This window comes from Brevibacterium senegalense (genome assembly GCF_000285835.1).
Lineage (GTDB): Bacteria > Actinomycetota > Actinomycetes > Actinomycetales > Brevibacteriaceae > Brevibacterium > Brevibacterium senegalense.
In genome coordinates, this window is the sequence record NZ_HE978600.1 from 604,481 (window position 1) to 620,156 (window position 15,676).

The window sequence follows — 15,676 nt, forward strand, 5'->3', positions numbered from 1 at the left end:
GGGGCCGGCCGGCGGTGTGGAAAGATCGACCCACCGGAAGTGAGGAGTGAACAATGAGCAAGCGAGCACGCAAGCGCCGCGACCGCAAGAGGGGCGGCGCCAACCACGGCAAGCGCCCCAACGCATGATCTGATCCATGCGAATGCCAGGAGGGCCCGGAACCGCACGGTTCCGGGCCCTCCTGCCGTCTGTGCGGCTGTCCGCCGCGCTCAGCCCAGGCGGCGGATGATGGTCGTGCGCCGTTCGACCACGATCCGTTCGCGGATGCGCTCGCGCAGGCCCTCCGGTGCGGATCCCGCGGTGCACGACCGGCGGACCAGCTCCTTCAGCAGCGCTTCGATCTCGTACTCGCCGCTGCAGTCCGTGCAGCCGGCCAGGTGCGCTTTGATGACCTCCACCTCGCGCGGCTCCAGCTCCCCGTCCAGATAGTGGTAGATCCGATCGAGGCTGCGCGCACGCGCGCCGGCGTCGCAGGGATCACCGCCGGGCTCGTTCTCGATGCTCATGCTCACGCCTCCTCTCTCTTCTCCAGTCCGAAACCGCGGTCGCGGGCGTAGTCCGCCAGGAGCTCGCGCAACTGCCGACGCCCGCGGTGCAGGCGCGACATGACGGTGCCGATGGGTGTCCCCATGACGTCTGCGATCTCCTTGTACGGCATGCCCTCGACGTCCGCGTAGTAGACGACCATCCTGCGGTCCTCCGGCAGCGAGGACAGCGCGTCCGTCACGTCCGAATCCGGCAGGTGGTCGAGGGCGACCAGTTCCGCGGAGCGACCCTCCGACGAGGTGTGGCTGGCGGCCCGGTGGATCTGCCAGTCCTCGATGCCCTCGCCGCTGGACTCCTGCGGGCGCCGCTGCTTCTTGCGGTAGTTGTTGATGAACGTGTTCGTGAGGATCCGGTACAGCCACGCCTTCAGGTTGGTGCCGGGCGTGTACTGGTGGAAGGCCGCGTAGGCCTTCGCGTACGCCTCCTGCACCAGGTCCTCTGCGTCCGCCGGGTTGCGCGTCATGCGCAGGGCGGCTCCGTAGAGCTGGTTCACGTATTCGAGCGCATCGCGCTCGAACCGCTCGTGGCGCTCGTCGTCTGTCTCCGCTGCGGGCGGATGGGCGATCTCAGTCATCGCTTCCCATCGTAGGCCCTCGCGCGGCCTCTCTGTCGTGTCCGTCGGCACGGTCACCTCCTCGCATCCGGACAACGCTCCCCCACCCGGCGCTATTCCGGGGAGGATATGCTGTGGCACAGACCGCATACCCTGCACGGAAGGATCCACCGTGAACCCTGTCCGACTCCTCGCCCGCCCTCTGCTCGCCAGCGCCTACATCGCCAACGGCGTCGCCCGGGTGCGCGACCCCCGCGCGTCGGTCGAGTCGACCGAGGCGGTCCTCTCCGCGGCCCGGAAGTTCGTCGATCTGCCCGTGGGTGCGGAGACCGTCGCGCGCGCCTCCGGTGCCGCGCAGGCCGCGGCCGGCGTGCTGCTGGCGATCGGCCGCTTCCCCCGCGCCGCGTCCGTCGTCCTCGTGAGCACGTACGTGCTGGACCTCGCCGGTGATGCGCTCACCAGCGGGAAGGCGCACACGAAGGAGGAGAAGGCCGCACGCCGGAACGAGACGCTCATGCGCTCCTCGATGCTGGGCGGCGCTCTGCTGGCCAGTGTCGACACCGCCGGTCGTCCGGGTCTCATGTGGCGTGCGCAGCACGCCGCGGAGGATCTGCGGAAGAACATCGAGAAGACGTCGGCGAAGGCCGTCGACGCCGTCTCCCCGCGTTGATGGCGGGTTCCCCCTCCCAGTGGCGCGCCCCGGCGGCCTCGGCACCCATCCGTGCCGAGGTCGCCGTTCCCGGCTCCAAGTCGCTCACCAACCGCTACCTCATCACCGCCGCCGCTGCGGATTCCGCGTCGATCATTCGGAATCCGCTGGTCAGCCGCGACACCCGGCTCATGATCGAAGCGGTCCGCAGTCTGGGCGTCCGGGTGACGGAGACCGACCGGGGCGACCTGCGCGTGACCCCCCTCCCCGCGCCCGAGGCCGCCGCCGGGTCCGCGGACCCGCTCACCGTCGACTGCGGGCTGGCGGGCACGGTCATGCGCTTCGTGCCGCCGCTCGCCGCGGCGACCGGCCGCACGGTCCGGTTCGACGGCGACGAGACCGCCTACACGCGCCCCATGTCGACGCTGCTGGACGCGCTGACGGTGCTGGGCGTCGACGTCGAGTCCGCTGATGGACGACTCCCCTTCTCCGTGCGCGCACCCGGCGGGGTCCGAGGCGGGCACGTGCGCATCGATGCGTCCGCCTCCAGCCAGTTCGTGTCCGGTCTCCTCCTGTCCGGCGGCCTCTTCGACCTGGGCGTCGATGTCACGCACACGGGTGACGCGCTGCCGTCCCGCCCTCACATCGACATGACGATCGAGGTGCTCGAGGACGCGGGTGTGCGCGTCGACGAGCCGGAGCCCGGCCACTGGGTCGTGGAGCCCGGCCGCCCGCGCGGCCTGGACGTCGTCGTCGAACCGGACCTCTCGAACGCCGCTCCCTTCCTGGGCGCGGCACTCGTGACCGGCGGGACGGTCACGATCCCCCACTGGCCCGTCCACACGACGCAGGCGGGGGACGAGTTCCGACGAATCGCGGAGGCGTTCGGCGGCACTGTCGCCCTCACCCGGTCCGGCCTCACCGTGACGGGACCGGCGTCGCTGTCCCCCGTCGACCTCGACCTGTCCCACGTGGGCGAGCTGACCCCGGTCACGGCCGCGGTCGCCGCGTTCGCGGACGGGACCAGCACGCTGCGCGGCATCGGCCACCTGCGCGGCCACGAGACGGACCGCCTGGCCGCCCTCACGGCGGAGCTCACCCGGGCGGGCGCCGTCGTCGACGAGACCGCGGACAGCCTCACCCTCCGGCGGGCGCCGCACGAGCCCTCGCTGTGGAGCACGTACCACGATCACCGGATGGTCATGGCCGGCGCCATCATCGCGCTGCGGGTCCCCGGCACGGTGCTGGACGATCCGGACACCGTCGCGAAGACGATGCCCACGTTCGTGCAGCTGTGGGAGGAGGCCGTGGGCGCCTGAGCCCGCACTCGTCATGGGACGCGTCATCACACGCGAGGAGGACTACCGTCCCCGCCCCAGCAGGCGCGGCAGCCGACCCCGCACCAAGCGGCGGCCCGACTACGCGGACGCCAGACCGGGCGTCGTCGTCTCCGTGGACCGGGGCCGATTCCGGGTGGTGCCGGGCACGGACCTGGCCACGGCCTCGGCGGAGGCCCCCCTCATCACGTGCGTGCGCGCCTCGCACCTGCGCAAGCGGTCCATCGTCCCCGGGGACCGGGTGACGATGACCGGCGACACGTCCGGGGACGACGGGACGCTGGCGCGCATCGTGACGGTCGCGGAGCGGACGACGGTGCTGCGGCGGTCCTCGGACGACACGGATCCCACGGAGCGGGTGGTCGTCGCGAACGCGGACACGCTCGTCGTCGTGACGGCGACGGCGGATCCGGAGCCGTCGTGGGGCTTCCTCGACCGCACCGCGGTCGCGGCGTTCGACGCGGGCATCCGCCCCCTCATCGCGGTGACGAAGACGGACCTCCGGTCGGCCGCCCAGGTCCGGGACCGGTTCGCGGACGTCGACGTCCTCATCGTCGAATGCGGCTTCGATGAGGACGGCGTGCCCCGGATCGACGCGCTGCTGCCCCACCTCATCGACCGGCAGAGCGTGCTGCTGGGGCATTCCGGCGTGGGCAAGTCGACGCTCATCAACCGGCTGGTGCCCGGCGCGGACCGCGCGACGGGCGAGGTGAGCGGGGCGACCGGGACGGGCCGGCACACGTCCTCGTCCACCTGGGCGCTGCCGCTCGCGCAGGGCGGCTGGGTCATGGACACCCCCGGCGTGCGCAGCTTCGGTCTGGCGCACGTGGATCCGGACTCCGTCGTCGCCTCCTTCGCGGAGCTGGCGCCGGCGACCGCACAGTGCCCGCGCGGCTGCACGCACGCGGCGGATGCGGTCGGCTGCGCCCTGGACGCATGGGTGGCGGACGGGCACGCGGGCGCCTCCGGCGTGAGGCGCCTGGACTCGCTGCGGCGGCTGTTGGGGAACCTGGCCTGACGGACCGTTCGGACCCCGCGCGGATCCCCGCGGTCCGGACTCCGAACGGTCCCGTCACCGTGCGGTCGGGTCCCTAGACTGGGACCATGACCGTCGCAGATGACCTCTCCCTCGCCCTGTCGCTCGCAGACGCGGCCGACGCCCTGGCCCTCCCCCGCTTCGAGGCGCACGACTTCGCCGTCGAATCGAAGCCGGACCTCACCCCGGTCACGGAGGTCGATCGCGCCGTCGAGCAGCTGGTGTCGGAGCGTCTCGCGGCGGAACGCCCGGCGGACGCCCTGCTGGGCGAGGAGTTCGGCGCGCGCGGCGGTGAGGCGGGCCGCCGCTGGATCATCGACCCGATCGACGGGACCAAGAACTTCGTGCGCGGTGTGCCGGTCTGGGCGACGCTCATCGGCCTGTACGACGGGGACCGGCCGCTGGTGGGCGTCGTGAGCGCACCGGCCCTGGGGCTGCGCTGGTGGGCGAGTGCGGGCGCGGGCGCGTTCCGGTCCGTGCGCGGCGGCGCTGCCCAGCGCCTGGCGGTCTCCCAGGTGCGAGATCTGGCGGACGCGTCCGTGTCGTACTCGTCCCTGAGCGGGTGGCAGGAGCGCGGGATGCGCGACGGGCTGCTGGGGCTCTTCGACACGGTGTGGCGCACCCGCGCGTACGGGGACTTCTGGTCGTACATGATGGTGGCCGAAGGGGTCGTGGACATCGCCGCGGAGCCGGAGCTGGAGCTCTACGACATGGCCGCCCTCGTCCCGATCGTGCAGGAGGCCGGCGGCACGTTCACCGGCCTGGACGGGACATCGGGGCCGTTCGGTCCCGATGCGATCGCGAGCAACGGGCACCTCCACGAGGCCGCTCGGGCGCTCGTGACGGGAGACGGCGCATGAGCGACGCGCACGCACCCCGCGCCCTGCCGGGCAGCCTCGCGGGCGAGCAGCCGGTGTGGCATCGGATGTCCGAGGCCGCGGGCCTCGTGAGCCCCACCGGCGAGGTCCAGGAGACGATCTTCGGCCGGATGACGCAGATGGCGCTGTCCGTGGACGCCGTGAATCTGGGACAGGGCGCCCCGGGCGACCCCACCCCTGACTTCCTCGTCGAGGCGGCGCACCGGGCGATGCTCGACGGCGCGAACCAGTACCCGCCCCCCGCCGGTGCACCCGCGCTGCGGGAGGCGATCGCGGAGCAGCGGCTGCGCGACTGGGGCCACCGCGTCGACCCGCAGGACGTCCTCGTGACGACCGGCGCGACGGAGGCGCTCACCGCCGCGATCGTCGCCCTGGCCCCCCTGGGCACGGACGTCGTTGTCCTGGAGCCCTACTACGACTCGTACGCCGCGGCCGCGCAGCTGGCGGGCGCCCGGCTGGTGCCGGTGGGCCTCGATCTGCGGGAGGACGGCGCGGACGTGGATCTGGACCGGCTGGCCGCCGCGATCACCGACCGCACCTCGATCGTCCTCCTCAACACCCCGCACAACCCCACGGGACTCGTGCTGACGGAGGAGCAGATCCGGCGGATCGGCGCGCTCGCAGCACAGGCGGACGCGTGGCTGCTGACCGACGAGGTCTACGAGCACCTCGTCTTCGAGGGCACCCACGTCGCCCCGGCCTCGGTCCTGGACGATCCGCGGGTCGTGACGGTGTCGTCCGCGGGCAAGACCTTCAACGCGACGGGATGGAAGATCGGCTGGATCATCGGATCGCCGGAGGTCATCACGGCCGTCCGCGCGGTCAAGCAGTACCTCACCTTCACGACGGGGGCGCCGTTCCAGCCGGCGATCGCGACCGCGCTGACCGACCACGGGGACTTCGGCGCACGGAATGCGCAGGAGCTGGCGCGGAAGCGGGACGTCCTCACCTCCGCACTGCGGGAGGTGCCCGGTGTGCGAGTGGCGCCGGCGGCCTCGGGCTACTTCGTCCTGGCCGACTTCGGGCGCCTCGTCGAGGAGCAGGGCCTGACCGGCGGTGCCTTCGCCCTCAACGAGCACCTCAGCCGCGAGGTGGGGGTCACGGGGATCCCGGCGCCCGCGCTGTGCGCGGCCGACTCCCCCACGGCGCAGGCGCTCGAGACCGTCATCCGGTACTCGTTCTGCCGCACCGCCGCCGAGGTCGACGAGGCCGCCGCTCGACTGCGCGCCTCCGTGCGCGGCTGATGTCCATCCCTCATCGCACGCCATACCCCACTTCTCTCGCTGTGTGAGGGAATGCTCGTCCGTACAACGCGAGAAGAGTGCGAACTCGACGGGGTCGCACGCAGAAACACGAGTGCCCCGGGCAGATGCCCGGGGCACTCGTGTGAGATCCGCTGGATCGTCAGGCCTTGACGGCCTCGATGTCGATCTCGAGGGTGATCTTGTCGGAGACCAGCAGCTCGCCGCCCTTGAGCACGGCGTCGAAGTTCATGTCCCAGTCCTTGCGGTTGATCTTCGCGGTGGCGGAGAAGCCCGCGACCATGTTGCCGTTGGGGTCCTCGGTCGCGCCGCTGAACTCGGCCTTGAAGGTGACGGGCTTGGACACGCCGCGCATCGAGAGCGTGCCCTCGAGGTCGAACTCCTCGCCGTCGAAGTTCTTGATGGCGGTCGACTGGAAGACGACCTTGGGGTTCTCCTCCGCCAGGAGGAAGTCGCCGGACTGCAGGTGTCCGTCGCGCTGCTCGTTGCCGGTCGTGATCGTGGAGGCGTCCGCCTCCGCGCTCACGGTGCTGTTCTCGAACTCGTCGGCCACCTCGAGGGTGCCGCCGATGACCTCGAACTGGCCGCGGACCTTCGAGACGCCTGCGTGGCGGGCGATGAAGCCGAAGGTGGAGTGGAGGGCGTCGACGTTCCAGGTGCCGGCGGTGAGGTTCGTGGGCAGTGCAGTCATGGTGACTCCTAAGTGTCTGTGGGTGTGACGACAGGAATGACTTTAGTTAAAGTTTCAACCAGATGCAACAGAGATTCTCCGTGACCCCCGGCACAGTCTGCCGCATCCGACCCTGGCGGACTATTCGGTCATGTGTTCTAATCGAGTCATGCGATGGACGAGCCAGAACGCAACCCCGCCGGCGGGATCCCTGCAGATCCCCGGCCTCCTGCAGACGACGCGAACGCCGGAGTTCGCGGGCGTGCGCTTCCATGAGGTGATGGCGAAGTCCGCGCTCAACAAGGTGCCGGCCCGCAGCGCGATGCCCTTCCCCTGGACGGTGAATCCGTACCGCGGGTGCTCCCACGCGTGCGTCTACTGCTTCGCGCGGAACACCCACACGTACCTCGATCTGGACCCCGGGCAGGATTTCGACCGGGAGCTGGTCGTCAAGGTGAACGTCGCACAGGTCCTGCGGGCGGAGACGTCGCGGCGCGGCTGGCGGCGCGAGCACGTGGCGCTGGGCACGAACACGGACCCGTACCAGCGGGCGGAGGGCCGCTACCGGCTGATGCCCGGCGTCATCGAGGCGCTGGCGGATTCCGGCACTCCCCTGTCGATCCTCACGAAGGGCACGCTGCTGCGCCGGGATCTGCCTCTGCTGGCACGCGCGGCGGAGGATGTCCCGGTCGACCTGGCGATGTCGATCGCGGTGTACGACGAAGAGCTGCAGTCGAGCATCGAGCCCGGTACTCCCACGACCGCGGCGCGCCTGGCGACCGTGCGGGCGGCCGCGGAGCTGGGGTTCCGGCTGCGCGTGTTCCTCATGCCGGTGCTGCCGTACCTGACGGACTCGACGGAGCAGCTGAACCAAGCGCTGGGTCGGATCGCGGCGGCCGGTGCGCACAGCGTCGTGTACGGCGCCCTGCACCTGCGGCCGGGCGCGCGCGAGTGGTTCTTCACGTGGTTGGACCGGCACCGCCCGGACCTGCGCGGTGCGTACGAGGGGATGTACGCGCGGTCCGCCTACGCACCCCGGGCCTACCGTCGCATGCTGTCGCAGCGGATCGCGCCGCTGATCGAGCAGTGGGGACTGGCGGCGCAGGATGACGACGAGTACAGCAGCGATCCGGCCTCGGGCGCGGGCGCGGAAGACTCTGCCGGCGTGACCGCGCGGGCCACCCCGGCGCAGCCCGCGCTCTTCTGAGGGTGCCGGGCCGGGGTGGGGCGGCGGGTTTCAGAACCAGGCACCGGCCAGCAGTTCGAGGGAGCGGTCGCGGACCTGCCGGTCGTAGGCGTAGGTGACGGTGATGAGCTCATCCGCACCCGTGCGCGCGACGAACTCCTCGAGCTGACGGGTGACCGTCTGGGGCGATCCCACGGCGGAGATCTGGAGCATGGGGTTCCGGTCTCCGCCGCGCGTGGCTATCTCCGCCGGATCGACGGGCGGCTGGATGCGGCGGCGCCCGCCGGTGCGCAGGTCGAGGAACATCTGCTGGACGACGGTGAACTCGCGCGCCGCCGCCTCGTCCGTGTCCGCCACCATCACGTTGATGCCCGCCATGACGCGAGGCTCCTCGATCTGCGCGGTGGGCGATTCCGTCGTGAAGGACTCCCGGTAGACCCGGATCGCCTCGTCCAGCTGGTCCGGCGCGAAGTGGGAGGCCACGGAGAAGGGCAGCCCCAGCTGACCGGCGATCGCCGCACCGTTGACGGTCGAGCCCAGCACCCAGATCGGTACGTCCGTGCCCTGGGAGACGGCGGAGACGATCGGGATGCTGTGGGCACGGCCGTGCTCGCCCAGCCAGCCCTGCAGGTCGTAGATGTTCTGCGCGAACGCCTGCGGCTCCGCGGACGACCGCGCCAGCGCCTGGGCCGTCATCTGATCCGTGCCGGGGGCTCGGCCCAGACCCAGGTCGATCCGGTCGCCGTGCATGTTCGCGAGCGTCCCGAACTGCTCCGCGACCATGAGCGGTGCGTGGTTGGGCAGCATGACGCCGCCGGCGCCCACGCGGATCCGCTCCGTCGCCGCCGCGGCGTGCCCGATGAGCAGCGAGGTCGCGCTCGAGGCGAGGTTGACCGTGTTGTGGTGCTCCGCGAACCACAGGCGGGTGTACCCCAGCCGGTCCGCCAGCTGTGCTGACGTCACCGAGGCGGCGATGGCCTCGCGGGCGGTCGACCCCTCGGAGATCGAGACGAGGTCGAGGATGCTGAGCGGAACGGACACGGAGGAGCCTCCTCAGGGGCAGGGGGATGCGTCCTTCGCACAACCCCCGCGCCCGGGAGACTATTCCCTTCCCGTGCGCCTGTCTGACCGTGTCAGGCGGCCTCCGCCGGCGATGCGGACGGCGCCGTCTCGTAGGCCGAGTCGCCGTCCTCGGTGGCCTCCAGCAGCTGCACGATCAGAGCCTGGTTCGTCGCGATCTCCTGTCCCAGCGCGTCCGGCAGCTGGTACAGGAAGGCGAAGCGCTGCCGGACGGTGGGCACGTGCAGCGCCTCCGCGACCTGGATCGAGCGGCGCGGGACCTCCAGCCAGTCCGCGATCTCATCGCCGTGGATCATCCGGATCTGCGCCTCCGTCCGTTCGCGCAGCGGCCCGACGGGCAGGCCCAGCACCAGGCCCAGCTGTGCGCTGACGGCGTCGACCAGTGCGTCCACGAGCGCGCGGGAGTCCGCATTGGGCCGGCCGGCGACCGCGACGATGGCGTCGACCATCGACTGGGAGGACTCGTGGTCGTCCAGGCCGTTGAGCAGGTCGGGCGGGATGCCCAGCAGGCCGCCCACCGCGTGCCAGAAGTAGTACACATCGCGCAGCTGCTCAGTCGTGAGCGTGTAGCCCATCCCGTCGAGGCCGCGGTAGGGGACGTGCGTGAAGTCGAACCAGGTCCGCAGCATGTCGATCGAGTTGATCGGCTCGCCGTAGTCCTCTGTGCCGCCTCCGCGACTGCGATGCTGCGCGCGGGAGAACGCGTGCATCGCGCGGACCATGCCGGTGTGCTCGAATCCCCCTCCGCCCGGCTTCAGCGCGTCCTCGAAGTAGAGGTGGTACAGCCAGTTCCGGGTGTCGGTGAGGCGTCGCAGGGCGCCGTCGACCAGTCGTCCCGTCGCCGTCAGCACCGTGGCGATGGCCGGTGAGGAGTATGTGTGCGTGAGCGAGCCGGGGCCCAGCGCGATGCTGTGGTCGAGGATCGGGATGCTGAGGATGACGCGGCGGGCCCGCGCGATCCGATCCCAGTCGACGTCCGCGAGTGAATCCTGCATGTCGGCGATGAAGGCGCGGACGGCAGGGGCATCATCGTCCGCCGCCCCACCGGACGACAGCGCCGCGCGCAGCTGCTTCATGTGGGTCCCTCGTGTGGTGGGATCCTCGAACAGCGCGTCCGCTGCGGGGTCGCCCTCGTAGAAGGCCCGGTGGAATCGGTCGGCCAGGGCGGCGCCGAAGCGCTCGCGGAAGTCTGCCTCACTCCCCCGCTCGCGAGGCCACTGCTGCTCGGTCATGGATGCTCCTTCGAATCCGTGTGTGAGCCACAACACTAACAACTGTTCAGTCGGATCGCGCGAAGAGCGCCGCACCGATGTCGGCGAGTCAGGGCCGCTCGCGGTGCAGACACCCGCGGTGGCGCACGGATGTTGCGAGGTGCAGGCAGAGGCACAGCGATCGGGAACCTCGGTCCACTCCTCGCGTCGCTCATCCGACCACACATGAGGAAGGCCCCTCACCGGTGTCGACGACGTCTGAATAATGACCCCTAGATGTTGTGGGTCATGACGTTGTCGTCACCGACGAGAGGGATGCGACGCTTCGCTAGAGTCAGTTGGCGAAAGGCGTACATGACAGACGAACACGTGATGGGACGACAGGAACCGAAGAATGACCTTCAACCCACATGATCACCTGTACCTGAGCTACAACAAGCCCCGGGGGATGACGGACCCGTTCGCGCCTCGGCCGACCGCCTTCGAAGTGGAGGGCGACTTCAAGGCCAGCATCGAGGGAGGTGCCTCCCTTACGAGCCTCTCCGTCAGTTCAAGCGCCGAGGCACCGGAGAGGGTCAAGTACACTGCTCTTCCCGGGGTCGACCCCACGCAGCGGACGCAACTTCTCAGTGTGGCAGCCACGACTCTCGAACACGTAGAACGTGCTGCCGAACACGCCACAGCGTCGACAACGTACCAAGCAGGATCCACCTATTCCTACACAGGCCCATGTCGGTTCCGAGTTGTCACCCACGACGACTGGCGCTCCGCAGACGACGAAGGGCCAGCCCCCGCACTCGCGCTCTGGCTCGTCGAACTGATCAATCCGACCGATGCGGATCGCGACTCGTCCGCCTCGGACGAAACTCATGAATCATCCGAATCCGACACCGTCACATGGATACTGCTGAGTGGAACCGCCGACGGTCAGCTCACGACGTCGGAGTCTCTTGACATCCCCACGTCTCGGGCAGGTTCGCAGACCGAGCCGTTGTTCGAGGAGCACTATTGCCACGAGTTCGGTGCGACCCGAGCCTCGGGTGATGAGCGATGGCTCCAAGGCCACTGGCGCGGCACCTCAACCCGCAACATGATCGGTCCGAGCTCTCAGGGCCTGGACGTCGAGCTCCTGTTTCGCTGCCATAGTGTGCACCCGATCCCATCCACCGGGAAGACCGGGTATACAGCTACCTGGACTGGAGCGAAGCCAGCACAGGCAGAGAAGCGCGCGTGACCAGTCTTGTGGTCGGAAGCCCGTTCTATGTTCAGCGAGTGCCCTACGACAAACGAACTGGGCGGAACAGTGTCACTGCCGCCCTGCGGGGGATGCTTCGTCGCCTCGTCCGCTGGCGCACATGACCCCGTCACATCGCCTGGATGTCGTCTCGGTCGATCCGGCCCGAGGACATGCCACAAGTGCACGGTTCTGTTCGAGCAGGCGGTCAACACTTTTGTGGCACTCCGACCGGGCATACCGTTCTGCTTCAACAACTCCCCTGGAGACCAGGATCGATGCCATACGCCGCGGTCCCGCACGCCGAACAGGAACACCCTCTGCCGCGACCATCGCATCCTCAGATGCATAGGCTGTGGTAGGCGTCACCTACACGTTAAAGCGAAGCTTCAGCAAGTTCCGGCATGGCGGATCATCAGGTGATGCCAGACACTCGTTGCCCACCGAGGAGGGCCGCACCGAGTCGCCGTATGTGCGAGCTCTTGATTTCTCCAGGCCTTACGGCGAGTATCGGTTCACTCAGCAGCGGTACTGGGTCTAATCAGCTTCCGCTTCCTCGTAATCGGTCAACGTCAGAATCTCCCCGAGCGCAACGTACGTCTGGAGGAATACGAAGCGTGCTTCGTCCACGGTTACTTCGGCGTGCGCCCCAGCCGAGCACCGCCCGTACAGGTCCAGGAGCGCCCGCCGGAGCCGGTCCCGACGCCCCTTCGCGATGCCCCGTTCGTGGGTGTATGCCTGCAACCTGTTCAACACGTTCTGCGACCCGACCGACAGCGTCGTCTCTTTACCAATGGCGTACGGTTCCGACCGAGCGGGGAACACGTGGTCGGCAACCGAGTCGATAAGTCTCCGACAAGTCGTCAACGCTTGGCTGACCGATTCGGGATCGCTGTCACGGAGCCGATCCGATACCCGCTCAATCTTCTCTAGAGCGGAGCCGCTCGCCTCCGCCAACGACCCGTCTACCTTGCTCTGAGTGTCCGCGAACAAGGTAGCCTGCAACTCGCTGAACAGCAGCTCGTGGTAGATCTCGGCCACCATGTCGTAGATGGCAGCAACCACTTGTCCAGCGATTCCAGCCCATATGCTGGCATTGTGCGCTTGTTTGGAGATGCGGGTGTCGTGCTCGCGGGACGCCACCAAAATGAAGTCGCCGGAGAAATTACCGCCGCCTTGCAATGCCGTGATGGCCTGCTGCGCGGCCTCGAGTGCCGCCTCCACCTTAGCGATAGGTTGCGGGAAGAATTTGTCGCCCCCGCCCTCTGAAGACCGCCCGGCACGCTGGATCCACTCGGTTTCTGACCCCGTGTATCCGTTGCGCTCGGCAACAAGAAATTCGCTCAGCTCGTCGTGCCCGACGAGCCGAGCGATACGGCTCGCTTTAAGGACAATCTCCGACGCTTTCAGGCGCTTTAGCTCGATGTCTGCCAGTAGCTCTTCGGCGACCCGAAGCGCCTCATCTTGTCGTCCCATGGGCCAATTAGAGCACACGCTTCCGACGTCACGGTCGCTACAGCGAATACCTCCACTCCACCTCATCTTTGTCACTCGTTGTCATGTTCGTCCGCTTCCCACTGCCCTATTCCTTTCGCAGCCGACGCCATGTCAGCTCCGTAGGCTTCCCACACCGTGGGTTGCTTCCGCCTGATCCACTCGAAACCTTGTTGAACATCCCGGGCATCGGTCCCCCAACCCCTGTCCACAGCAGGAATCGACTGGATTGCCGCAGCGAGATTCTGAATCATCCGCTTCGCCAGGTGTTCGTCTGCGTCAGCTAGCCATCCGACCGCTCTGATAAGCCAGGCGACAGTGGCGCTGGCCGATTCGGTCGAACCCTCCAGTGACCATTGGTCGAATGAGCGCAAGTTGTCTCGATCGAGCAGGTAAGCGAGGGCCACAGGTACCGATTCCTTCAGTTCTTGCGACGGATCCACAGAGCGTGTCGAAGAGTGCTCGGATTGCCCGGTCTCCGCGTCCTTGACCGCGAGTAGGGTGCCGGTCAGAACATTCAGCTTGAGACCGCCGGAACGGTGGGAATCGATATCCTCAACCGCGTGGAGTAGTCCGCCTGCTGAACAAGGTAGGGCGTTGACCAGGTGCCGGTAGAAGCCGTGATCCGGGCGCTGACACTCGGCACTGGTTCCCGTCACGAGCGGGACGATCATTGACTCCTCGACCTGCGCCCCAAGGGTCCTCGCTGCCTCAATGAAGTCGAGCAGGCCGCGGTACGGATGGATCCCGCGGGAGCCTTGTGTGTAGCGACGCTCAAGCCCGCCGACATAATGACTCACGACGGTGTCAGTGAAGTCGTCCTCGACTTTCACGCCGGTGGATGTACCGGGCAGCGCGAGCGCGACGTTGGTGCGGAAGACGGCGAGAAGGAGGTCTTTGTCCTCACCGTCAAACTCACTGACCTCTCGCCACAACAGCCTTATTTGCGCGGCGCCGGAGGATCGGTCAACGAGCTCAAGCAGGGAGTCGCGCCGTTGACGTCGGACAATCCGCTCTTGACGCGCAAGGGTTTCAGTTTGCCGCTTCATCAGAATGCTGTCGCGTTCCGTCTGTTTCGCGCCCAACCGCCACAGGAAAATGGGGATAAGCGCGGTGCCCGCTATGGTGACAAGGCTCAGAAGAAGCATCGGGTCGTCCCACGACCACTTCGCCGAGAATGCCTGCCACCACTCAGTCACTGCTTACCCCCGGAACCCGACGACGCTCCGCGCCGGCACTCCGCCGAGTGTCACAACCTGCAGCCACTTGGGTGCAGGGCTGCGCCCCAGACTCGCTCGCCCAGTCGCGGGGGCAGTCCTGAGAACTAGTCAGCGGTCGATCCGGCTCTCCGTCGTCTCAGCGTAGCGCGGGCCGATCATGTCGATCCGAGCCGACACTTCGCCGGTTGTGCTAGCCCGTCACCGGTTGGGGACACACCGGCGCTGCCGGCGGCCTCCTCCGGCCTCAAGACTTGGTCTCCCCGGAGGTAGGAACGATTCGCAGCTTTGGCGCCCGCTGCCGGACCAGCGAGACTCGGGCGGTCCTGGCGTCATTGCTCTTCGCGATGGACGCCGCGAGGCGGCTGCCGATCAGCCCTACAACTGCGTGCTCGTCGCGGATACCGACGTCACACACTGCGAGCACGCGATCATCGACACCCTCGAAGTCGGCACCACCGGCTTCGGCCGACCGAGGCAAGCAATATTCGAATCTCTGTTCTATACACTGCCGGGATGGAACCGGACGAGCTGCACGCGCGAGTGGAGGACACTCGCCGCATAGAGCGCATCCGACGCACTTATCACTGGGTCATCGGTGAAGTGATCCGCTTCCAGCTCGCCTTCACCGACGCACCGGAGATCACAGTCACCGAGAATCACGCAGATGCAACCGTCACCACCCGCCTCGACGCAGTGGAACTCACCCTCACCGCTGACGGTGACTACAGGACAGCCACCGAAACGATGAGGGCCTGGATCGACTCACACATCGACATCAGCCGGCTGACACGCAGCAAGCACCACGCCCCCGGCGCCGCCTACTGGCGGACACGCACTGCTCGACGGTGAGCAGCACCCACCACCTCATCACGGCCTGCCGTAAGCACCGTCCCCGCGCAGCGCCGAGTACACCGTCTGCCGACTCACCGAGTAGCGCCGGGCCACCTCGGAGACCGGGATGCCCATGTCGACCATTGCGCGCACCGCCTCGACGTCCTCATCCGAGAGGGACCGCTGCTTGTCGTACACGCCGCGGGCCTTGGCCAGTGCGATCCCCTCAGCCTGACGCTCCCGGATACGGGTCCTCTCGAACTCCGCCATCGCCGAGAGGAACGTCAAGAACAGCTCCTGCAGCGGAGACCGAGAGTCCCTGGCAACAGAGATGCGCTCAGACGCGAACTCCAGCACACACCCTTTCGCCGTGATCTCATCCACGATGGAGTGCAGGTCACGAGTGTCGCGCCCGAGTCGATCGAGACTGGACACCCGCACTGTGTCACCCTCGCGAACGTACGCAATGAGGTCAGCCAGCCCGGTCCG

The 15,676-nt window shown here is 68.2% G+C and carries 17 protein-coding genes; 9 read left to right on the forward strand and 8 right to left on the reverse strand.

Annotated elements, in window-relative coordinates:
* Window positions 1-53: 53 nt before the first annotated feature.
* A complete protein-coding gene (locus HGBR_RS21125; RefSeq protein ID WP_104061284.1) occupies window positions 54-128 on the forward strand; it encodes a 50S ribosomal protein bL37 in 75 nt (24 codons plus the stop codon).
* Between the two features lie 81 nt (window positions 129-209).
* Here the strand turns inward: HGBR_RS21125 and rsrA are convergent, their stop codons facing one another.
* Complete coding sequence (gene rsrA, locus HGBR_RS02870; RefSeq protein ID WP_019157818.1) at window positions 210-506, reverse strand: mycothiol system anti-sigma-R factor; 297 nt, start codon at window positions 504-506, stop codon at window positions 210-212.
* A gap of 2 nt (window positions 507-508) precedes the next feature.
* Window positions 509-1,120, reverse strand: coding sequence for a sigma-70 family RNA polymerase sigma factor (locus HGBR_RS02875; RefSeq protein WP_019157819.1), 612 nt, complete (start codon window positions 1,118-1,120; stop codon window positions 509-511).
* A 151-nt stretch (window positions 1,121-1,271) separates the two neighbouring features.
* On the opposite strand from HGBR_RS02875, the gene HGBR_RS02880 reads away from it, so the two are divergent.
* The 5 genes from HGBR_RS02880 (at window position 1,272) to HGBR_RS02900 (ending at window position 6,243) form a co-directional block, all read left to right on the forward strand.
* Complete coding sequence (locus HGBR_RS02880) at window positions 1,272-1,769, forward strand: DoxX family membrane protein (protein ID WP_019157820.1); 498 nt, start codon at window positions 1,272-1,274, stop codon at window positions 1,767-1,769.
* Window positions 1,769-3,067, forward strand: a complete 1,299-nt coding sequence (gene aroA, locus HGBR_RS02885) for a 3-phosphoshikimate 1-carboxyvinyltransferase (protein WP_019157821.1) — start codon at window positions 1,769-1,771, stop codon at window positions 3,065-3,067. The genes HGBR_RS02880 and aroA overlap by 1 nt, the downstream gene beginning before the upstream one ends.
* Before the next feature lie 13 nt (window positions 3,068-3,080).
* Complete coding sequence (rsgA, locus tag HGBR_RS02890; RefSeq protein ID WP_019157822.1) at window positions 3,081-4,103, forward strand: ribosome small subunit-dependent GTPase A; 1,023 nt, start codon at window positions 3,081-3,083, stop codon at window positions 4,101-4,103.
* 86 nt (window positions 4,104-4,189) lie between these two features.
* Complete coding sequence (gene hisN / locus HGBR_RS02895; protein WP_019157823.1) at window positions 4,190-4,981, forward strand: histidinol-phosphatase; 792 nt, start codon at window positions 4,190-4,192, stop codon at window positions 4,979-4,981.
* Window positions 4,978-6,243, forward strand: a complete 1,266-nt coding sequence (locus HGBR_RS02900; protein ID WP_019157824.1) for an aminotransferase class I/II-fold pyridoxal phosphate-dependent enzyme — start codon at window positions 4,978-4,980, stop codon at window positions 6,241-6,243. Before hisN ends, HGBR_RS02900 begins: the two co-directional genes overlap by 4 nt.
* A 160-nt stretch (window positions 6,244-6,403) precedes the next feature.
* On the opposite strand, the gene HGBR_RS02905 is transcribed toward HGBR_RS02900, so the two are convergent.
* A complete protein-coding gene (locus tag HGBR_RS02905) occupies window positions 6,404-6,952 on the reverse strand; it encodes a YceI family protein (RefSeq protein ID WP_019157825.1) in 549 nt (182 codons plus the stop codon).
* 148 nt (window positions 6,953-7,100) lie between these two features.
* On the opposite strand from HGBR_RS02905, the gene HGBR_RS02910 reads away from it, so the two are divergent.
* Window positions 7,101-8,138: an Rv2578c family radical SAM protein gene (locus HGBR_RS02910; RefSeq protein WP_019157826.1), complete on the forward strand. Its 1,038-nt coding sequence runs from the start codon at window positions 7,101-7,103 to the stop codon at window positions 8,136-8,138.
* 30 nt (window positions 8,139-8,168) lie between these two features.
* Here the strand turns inward: HGBR_RS02910 and HGBR_RS02915 are convergent, their stop codons facing one another.
* Together HGBR_RS02915 and HGBR_RS16165 are read right to left on the reverse strand one after the other, a co-directional pair.
* On the reverse strand, window positions 8,169-9,158 hold the full coding sequence (locus HGBR_RS02915) for an LLM class flavin-dependent oxidoreductase (RefSeq protein WP_019157827.1): 990 nt from the start codon (window positions 9,156-9,158) through the stop codon (window positions 8,169-8,171).
* Window positions 9,159-9,250: 92 nt separating this feature from the next.
* Entirely contained in the window at window positions 9,251-10,429 is a 1,179-nt protein-coding gene (locus tag HGBR_RS16165; RefSeq protein WP_019157828.1) for an oxygenase MpaB family protein, read from the reverse strand.
* Window positions 10,430-10,802: 373 nt separating this feature from the next.
* Between HGBR_RS16165 and HGBR_RS19775 the strand changes: the two genes are divergently transcribed.
* Window positions 10,803-11,642, forward strand: coding sequence for a hypothetical protein (locus HGBR_RS19775; protein WP_147522146.1), 840 nt, complete (start codon window positions 10,803-10,805; stop codon window positions 11,640-11,642).
* A 537-nt stretch (window positions 11,643-12,179) separates the two neighbouring features.
* On the opposite strand, the gene HGBR_RS02925 is transcribed toward HGBR_RS19775, so the two are convergent.
* Together HGBR_RS02925 and HGBR_RS02930 are read right to left on the reverse strand one after the other, a co-directional pair.
* Entirely contained in the window at window positions 12,180-13,118 is a 939-nt protein-coding gene (locus HGBR_RS02925; protein WP_019157829.1) for an AbiTii domain-containing protein, read from the reverse strand.
* Window positions 13,119-13,189: 71 nt separating this feature from the next.
* Window positions 13,190-14,335: a hypothetical protein gene (locus HGBR_RS02930; protein ID WP_019157830.1), complete on the reverse strand. Its 1,146-nt coding sequence runs from the start codon at window positions 14,333-14,335 to the stop codon at window positions 13,190-13,192.
* 534 nt (window positions 14,336-14,869) lie between these two features.
* Between HGBR_RS02930 and HGBR_RS02935 the strand changes: the two genes are divergently transcribed.
* Window positions 14,870-15,205, forward strand: a complete 336-nt coding sequence (locus HGBR_RS02935; protein WP_019157831.1) for a hypothetical protein — start codon at window positions 14,870-14,872, stop codon at window positions 15,203-15,205.
* 18 nt (window positions 15,206-15,223) lie between these two features.
* Here HGBR_RS02935 and HGBR_RS02940 read toward each other — a convergent pair.
* The coding region (locus HGBR_RS02940) for a recombinase family protein (protein ID WP_019157832.1) at window positions 15,224-15,676 on the reverse strand (453 nt) is incomplete at its 5' end.